At 71.0% G+C, this 6,022-nt stretch carries 1 protein-coding gene; it reads right to left on the bottom strand.

Going from position 1 to position 6,022, the window contains the following annotated elements:
- Positions 1-5,906 (bottom strand): type I polyketide synthase (locus tag ACZ58N_RS37755; RefSeq protein ID WP_471169825.1); only part of this gene is annotated, 5,906 nt, incomplete at its 3' end.
- Positions 5,907-6,022 lie beyond the last annotated feature (116 nt).

Raw genomic sequence — 6,022 nt, 5'->3', positions numbered from 1 at the left:
GCCAGCACGGCCGCCAACGCGGCACGATCAGCGACATCACACGCAGCCCACGACACCTCGGCACCCAGACCGGCCAACTCCGCCGACAACTCGGAAGCACCGCCCGCCGCTTCACCACGACGACTCACCAGCAGCAGGTGCCGCACACCGTGCTCGGCCACCAGATGCCGGGCGAACAACCCACCCAGCGAACCACTCGCACCCGTCACCAGAACGGTGCCTTCCGCACCCCACTCCGGCGCAGCGGCATCCACACCGGCCGACGCACGCACCAGCCTCGGCACGAGGACGGCACCGTTGCGCACCGCGACCTCCGACTCGCCCGAGGCGAGCGCGGCGCCGAGAGCCGCCTCCACGTCACCGTCGACATCGACGTCGACATCGACATCGACCAGCACGATCCGGCCAGGGTTCTCCGACTGCGCCGAGCGCACCAGACCCCACACGGAGGCGTGGGCGAGGTTGGTCGGGCTTTCGCCCGGTGTCACGGCCACCGCGCCGCGCGTCCGGAAGACCAGCCGCGAGTCCGCGAACCGCTCGTCGGAGAGCCACTGCTGAAGCAGTGCCAGTACGCGTGCGGTCTCGGCGTGCACGGCCCCGGCCGTGTTCTCGTCGGTCGCTACCGTGCAGGGCACCACCAGTGTCGCCGGAACGGTGGGGAGATCCGCGAGCCCTCTGGGCGCATCGTCGAGCATCAGCCAGTTGTCGAGGTTGCCCGTTGCCGAGGGGGCTTCGGTCCATTCCACGCGGAACAGGGAGTCTGCGTGGCCGCCGGCCGGCCGGGCGAGCTGCTCGGGCGAGAACGCCCGGAGAGCAAGACTGTCCACGGTCGCGACCGGAGCACCCTCGACATCGGCGATCTCCAGCCGTACGGAATCCTTGCCCGCCCGGGACAGTCGGACCCGAAGAGTGTCCGCGCCACCCGCGTGGACGGACACCCCCGACCAGGCGAACGGAAGCCTCGCCCGACCGGTGTCCTCCACCAACGAACCCAGACCCACGGCATGAAGCACCGAGTCGAGGAGCGCGGGATGAAGCGTGAACCGGTCCGCACCCGGCACGGTCTCCTCACCGAGGCTCACCTCGGCGAACACCGCCTCACCGAGCCGCCACGCGGCACGCAACCCCTGGAACACCGGACCATATCCAAAACCGGAATCCGCCAGACCCTCATACAGGCCCTCGACATCAACGGCTTCCGCACCCACCGGCGGCCACACCGCCAAATCGAAGCCGGCCACCTCGCCCTCACCCTCCGCAAGGGTCGCGGTCGCGTTACGAACCCACGGCTCGTCCTCCGCCGCCAACCCGTCACGGGAATGGAAGACCACCGCACGCCGACCCGAATCGTCCGGACCGCCCACCGTGATCTGAAGCTCGACACCACCCTCCTCCGGCAACACCAACGGAGCGGCAAGCATCAACTCCTCGACCAGACCACACCCGACCTGATCACCCGCACGCAGCGCCAACTCGACGAAAGCCGTACCCGGCAACAACACCGAACCCAACACCATGTGATCCGCCAGCCAAGGATGCGTGGCAAGCGACAACCGACCCGTCAACAACAACCCATCCGCATCCGCCAACGTCACCGCAGCCCCCAGCAACGGATGATCGGCGGACCGGAGGCCGGCCGCGGCCGCGTCGGCGAAGGAGCCGACGGGGACATCGATCCAGTACCGCTCGTGCTGGAAGGCGTAGGTCGGCAGGTCGACGCCGCGGGCGCCGGTACCCGTGAAGTAGGTCTCCCAGTCGACGGAGACACCCCGAGCGTGGGCCTGGGCGATGGCCCGGGTCAGGGTCGCCGCTTCGGGGCGGCCCTTGCGGAGGACGGGCGCGAAGGCGTCGGTGTCGGCGTCCTGCGTGAGGCAGCCGTGCGCCATGGCGGAGAGGACGCCGTCGGGGCCGATCTCGACGTAGGTCGCCACCCCGGCGGTTTCGAGGGTGCGGACGCCGTCGAGGAAGCGGACGGCTTCGCGGACGTGCCGGACCCAGAACTCCGCCGTACCCATCTCACCGTCGGCGACCAGGGCACCGGTCAGGTTCGAGACGATCGGAATGCGCGGGTCGGCGAACGACAGCCCCTCCACGACCTGCCGGAAGTCGTCGAGCATGCCGTCCATGTGTGGCGAATGGAACGCGTGGCTCACCGTGAGCCGCTTGGTTTTGCGGTCCGTGAACGACTCGGTGACCGCTGTCGCAGCGTCCTCGTCGCCCGCGATCACGACGGAGCGCGGGCCGTTGATCGCCGCGATGCTCACGCGGTCGGTCAGCAGCGGCAGGACCTCCGCCTCCGACGCCTGGATCGCGATCATCACGCCACCGGCGGGCAGGGCCTGCATCAGCCGCCCACGCGCCGCGACCAGCGTGCAGGCATCCTCCAGCGAGAACACTCCTGCGACGTGCGCCGCGGCGATCTCACCGACGGAGTGCCCGGACAGGAAGTCCGGCTTCACACCCCACGATTCGAGCAGCCGGAACGACGCCACCTCGACCGCGAACAGCGCCGGCTGGGCGTACTCCGTACGATCGAGCCGATCGGCGTCCTCGCCGAACAACACGTCCTTCAGGGGCGATTCGAGGTCGAGCCGCTCGCACACCGCGTCCAACGCGGCGGCGAACACCGGGTACGTCTCGTACAGTTCACGGCCCATGCCGAGGCGCTGGCTGCCCTGCCCGGTGAACAGGAACGCGAGCTTCTCGGATCCGGCGGCTCCTACAGTGCCGGTCTTGGCCCCGGTCGGGACGAGGTCGCCGTTCTCCAGTGCGGTCAGGCTCCGCAGTAGCTTCTCGCGGTTCGCGGCGACGACGACGGCGCGGTGGTCGAACGCGGCACGTCGGCCGGCCAGCGAGTAGGCCACGTCCACGGCTGCGAGTTCGGGCTGCTCCGTCAGGTGGGTCCGCAGTCGGGCGGCCTGGTCGCGCAGTGCTTCCGCGGTCTTCGCGGAGAGTACGTAGGGCAGGACGGAAGGCGCCGCCGAGGGGGCGGTGGGTGCCGGGGTGTCCTCGTCCGGGGCCTGCTCGATGATGGTGTGCGCGTTGGTGCCGCTGATGCCGAACGAGGACACGGCAGCTCGGCGCGGGCGACCCGTCTCCGGCCAGGCGACCGTCTCCGTCAGCAGGGAGACGGCGCCCTCGGACCATTCGACGTGCGGGGACGGCTCGTCCACGTGCAGCGTCTTGGGCACTGTTCCGTGCCGCATCGCCTGGACCATCTTGATGATGCCCGCGACGCCGGCGGCGGCCTGGGTGTGGCCCATGTTGGACTTGATGGAGCCGAGGAGCAGCGGCCGGTTCCCGGTGCGTTCCTGGCCGTAGGTGGCGAGGAGGGCCTGGGCTTCGATCGGGTCGCCGAGGGTCGTACCGGTGCCGTGCGCCTCGACCACGTCGACCTCGGCGGCCGACAGGCCCGCGTTGGCCAGGGCCTGACGGATCACACGCTGCTGGGACGGACCGTTGGGGGCGGTGAGGCCGTTGGAGGCACCGTCCTGATTGATCGCCGTACCCCGGACCACGGCCAGGACGGGGTGACCGTTCCTCCGGGCGTCCGAGAGCCGCTCCACGAGCAGCATGCCGACGCCCTCGCCCCACGCGGTGCCGTCGGCGGCGGCGGCGAACGGCTTGCACCGGCCGTCCGTGGCAAGGCCGCGCTGTCGGCTGAAGGCGATGAAGGTGCCGGGGGTGGCCATCACGGTCACGCCGCCCGCGAGCGCGAGGTCGCACTCACCGCTCCGCAGGGCTTGAGCCGCGAGGTGCAGGGTGACGAGGGAGGAGGAGCAGGCGGTGTCGACGGTGACGGCGGGCCCTTCGAGGCCGAACGTGTAGGACACCCGGCCCGAGGCGACACTGCCCGAGCTGGAGGTCCCCATGTAGCCCTCCAGGCCCTCCGGGGCCCGGTGGAGAAGGGTGCCGTAGTCGTTGTACATGACACCCGCGAAGACGCCGGTGCGACTGCCGCGCATCGATGCCGGGTCGATACCGGCCCGCTCGAACGCCTCCCACGACGTTTCCAGCAGCAGGCGCTGCTGCGGGTCCGTCGCCAGCGCCTCACGCGGCGAGATCCCGAAGAACGTCGGATCGAAGTGGTGCGCGTCGTGCAGGAAGCCACCGGCCGTGCTGTAGCTGGTGCCCTGGCGGTCCGGGTCGGGGTCGAAGAGACCCTCGATGTCCCAGCCACGGTCGGTGGGCATGTCGGTGATGGCGTCCTTGCCGTCGCGGACGAGCCGCCACAGGTCTTCGGGCGACCGGACGTCACCGGGGAAGCGGCAGGCCATGGCGACGATCGCGATGGGCTCGTCGTCGTGCGCGGAGGCCACGACCGGCGCCGCTGCGGCAGCCTGGCTGCCGAGGAGCTCGGCATGCAGGTACTCCGCCAGCACGATCGGCGTCGGATAGTCGAAGACGAGCGTGGCGGGCAACCGCACACCGGTCGCCGCACCGAGCCGATTGCGGAGCTCGACGGCCGTCAACGAATCGAAACCGACCTCGCTGAACGACCGCGCCCCATCCACCGCTTCGGGACCCGCGAAACCGAGCACGGCGGCCACCTGCCCACGAACCAGCTCCAACACCGCAACCGGCTGCTGATCCTGCGGCAACGCGGCCACCTGACGGGCGAACGCACCACCGCTGCCCCGTGCCGCCCGGCGGGTGGGCGTGCGGACGAGGCCGGTGAGCAGCGGCGGGAGCATACCGGTGCCCGCCTGGGCACGGAGTGCGCCGAGGTCCAGCTTCACGGGCACCAGCAGCGACTGCCCTGTCGCCGGCGCGGCGTCGAACAAGGCCACACCTTCATCGGACGTCAGGGCGTTCACGCCGCCCCGACCGAGCCGGGAGACGTCCTCGGCATCCAGGGTGTCCCCCATGCCACCCGTCTCCGCCCACAGACCCCACGCGAGCGAGGTACCCGCGAGCCCTTGGGCGTTGCGGTGCGCGGCGAGGGCGTCCAGGAAGGTGTTGGCCGCCGCGTAGTTGCCCTGCCCCGCACCACCGAACACACCCGCCGCCGACGAGAACAACACGAACGCGGACAGGTCCAGCCCGGCCGTCAGCTCGTGGAGGTTCCACGCGGCGTCGACCTTGGGACGCAGAACCGCCGAGAGGCGGTCCCCGGTCAGGGAACCGATGACCCCGTCATCCAGGACACCGGCCGTGTGCACCACACCCGTCAGCGGGTGCTCCGCCGGAATCCCGTCCAGAACGGCCGCCAGCGCGACACGATCGGCGACATCACACGCCGCCCACCGCACCTCGGCACCCAGACCGGCCAACTCCGCCGACAACTCGGAAGCACCGCCCGCGGCCTCACCGCGACGGCTGACCAACAGCAGGTGCCTTACGCCATGCTCGGTCACCAGGTGACGGGCGAAGAGCCCACCCAACGAACCACTGGCACCCGTCACCAGGACAGTGCCCGCAGGATCCCACCCGGCGGCCGCGTCCCCGGCAGCCGACGCCCGCGCCAGCCTCGGCACCAGCACCGCACCGTCGCGCACCGCGACCTCGGACTCGCCCGAGGCGAGGGCGACGGCGAGAGCCGCCTCCACGTCACCGTCGACGTCCACGTCGACCAGGACGAACCGGCCGGGGTTCTCCGACTGCGCGGAACGCACCAGACCGCGCACAGCGGCGCGTGCCGGATCCGGGATGCCCTCGCCGGGTACGGCTTCCACCGCGCCCCGCGTCAGGAACGCGAGACGCGAATCCGCGAACCGGTCGTCGGCCTGGCATTCCTTGAGCAGCGCCAGCGCCCGACCGGTCTCGGTGTGTGCCGCTTGGGCGACGCTCCCGCCGACGGGCTCCAGGCACGGCACGACCAGTACGGCCGGGATCTCGCCGCCTTCGGCGACGGCCACACCCAGTCCGGCGAGGTCCGCGAACACCTGTGTGCCGTCGCCCAGCATCAGCCAGTCGGCGGCGGAGCCCGCCGGGGTGGTCGACGCCGTCCACTCCACGCGGAACAGGGAGTGGCCGTGACCGCCGGCCGGCCGCCCGAGCTGCTCGGGCGAGAAGGCACGGA

This window comes from Streptomyces sp. NPDC040432 (assembly GCF_055595445.1).
The sequence above is the reverse complement of the archived record's forward strand: the minus strand, read 5'-3'. Positions and strand labels throughout refer to the sequence as shown.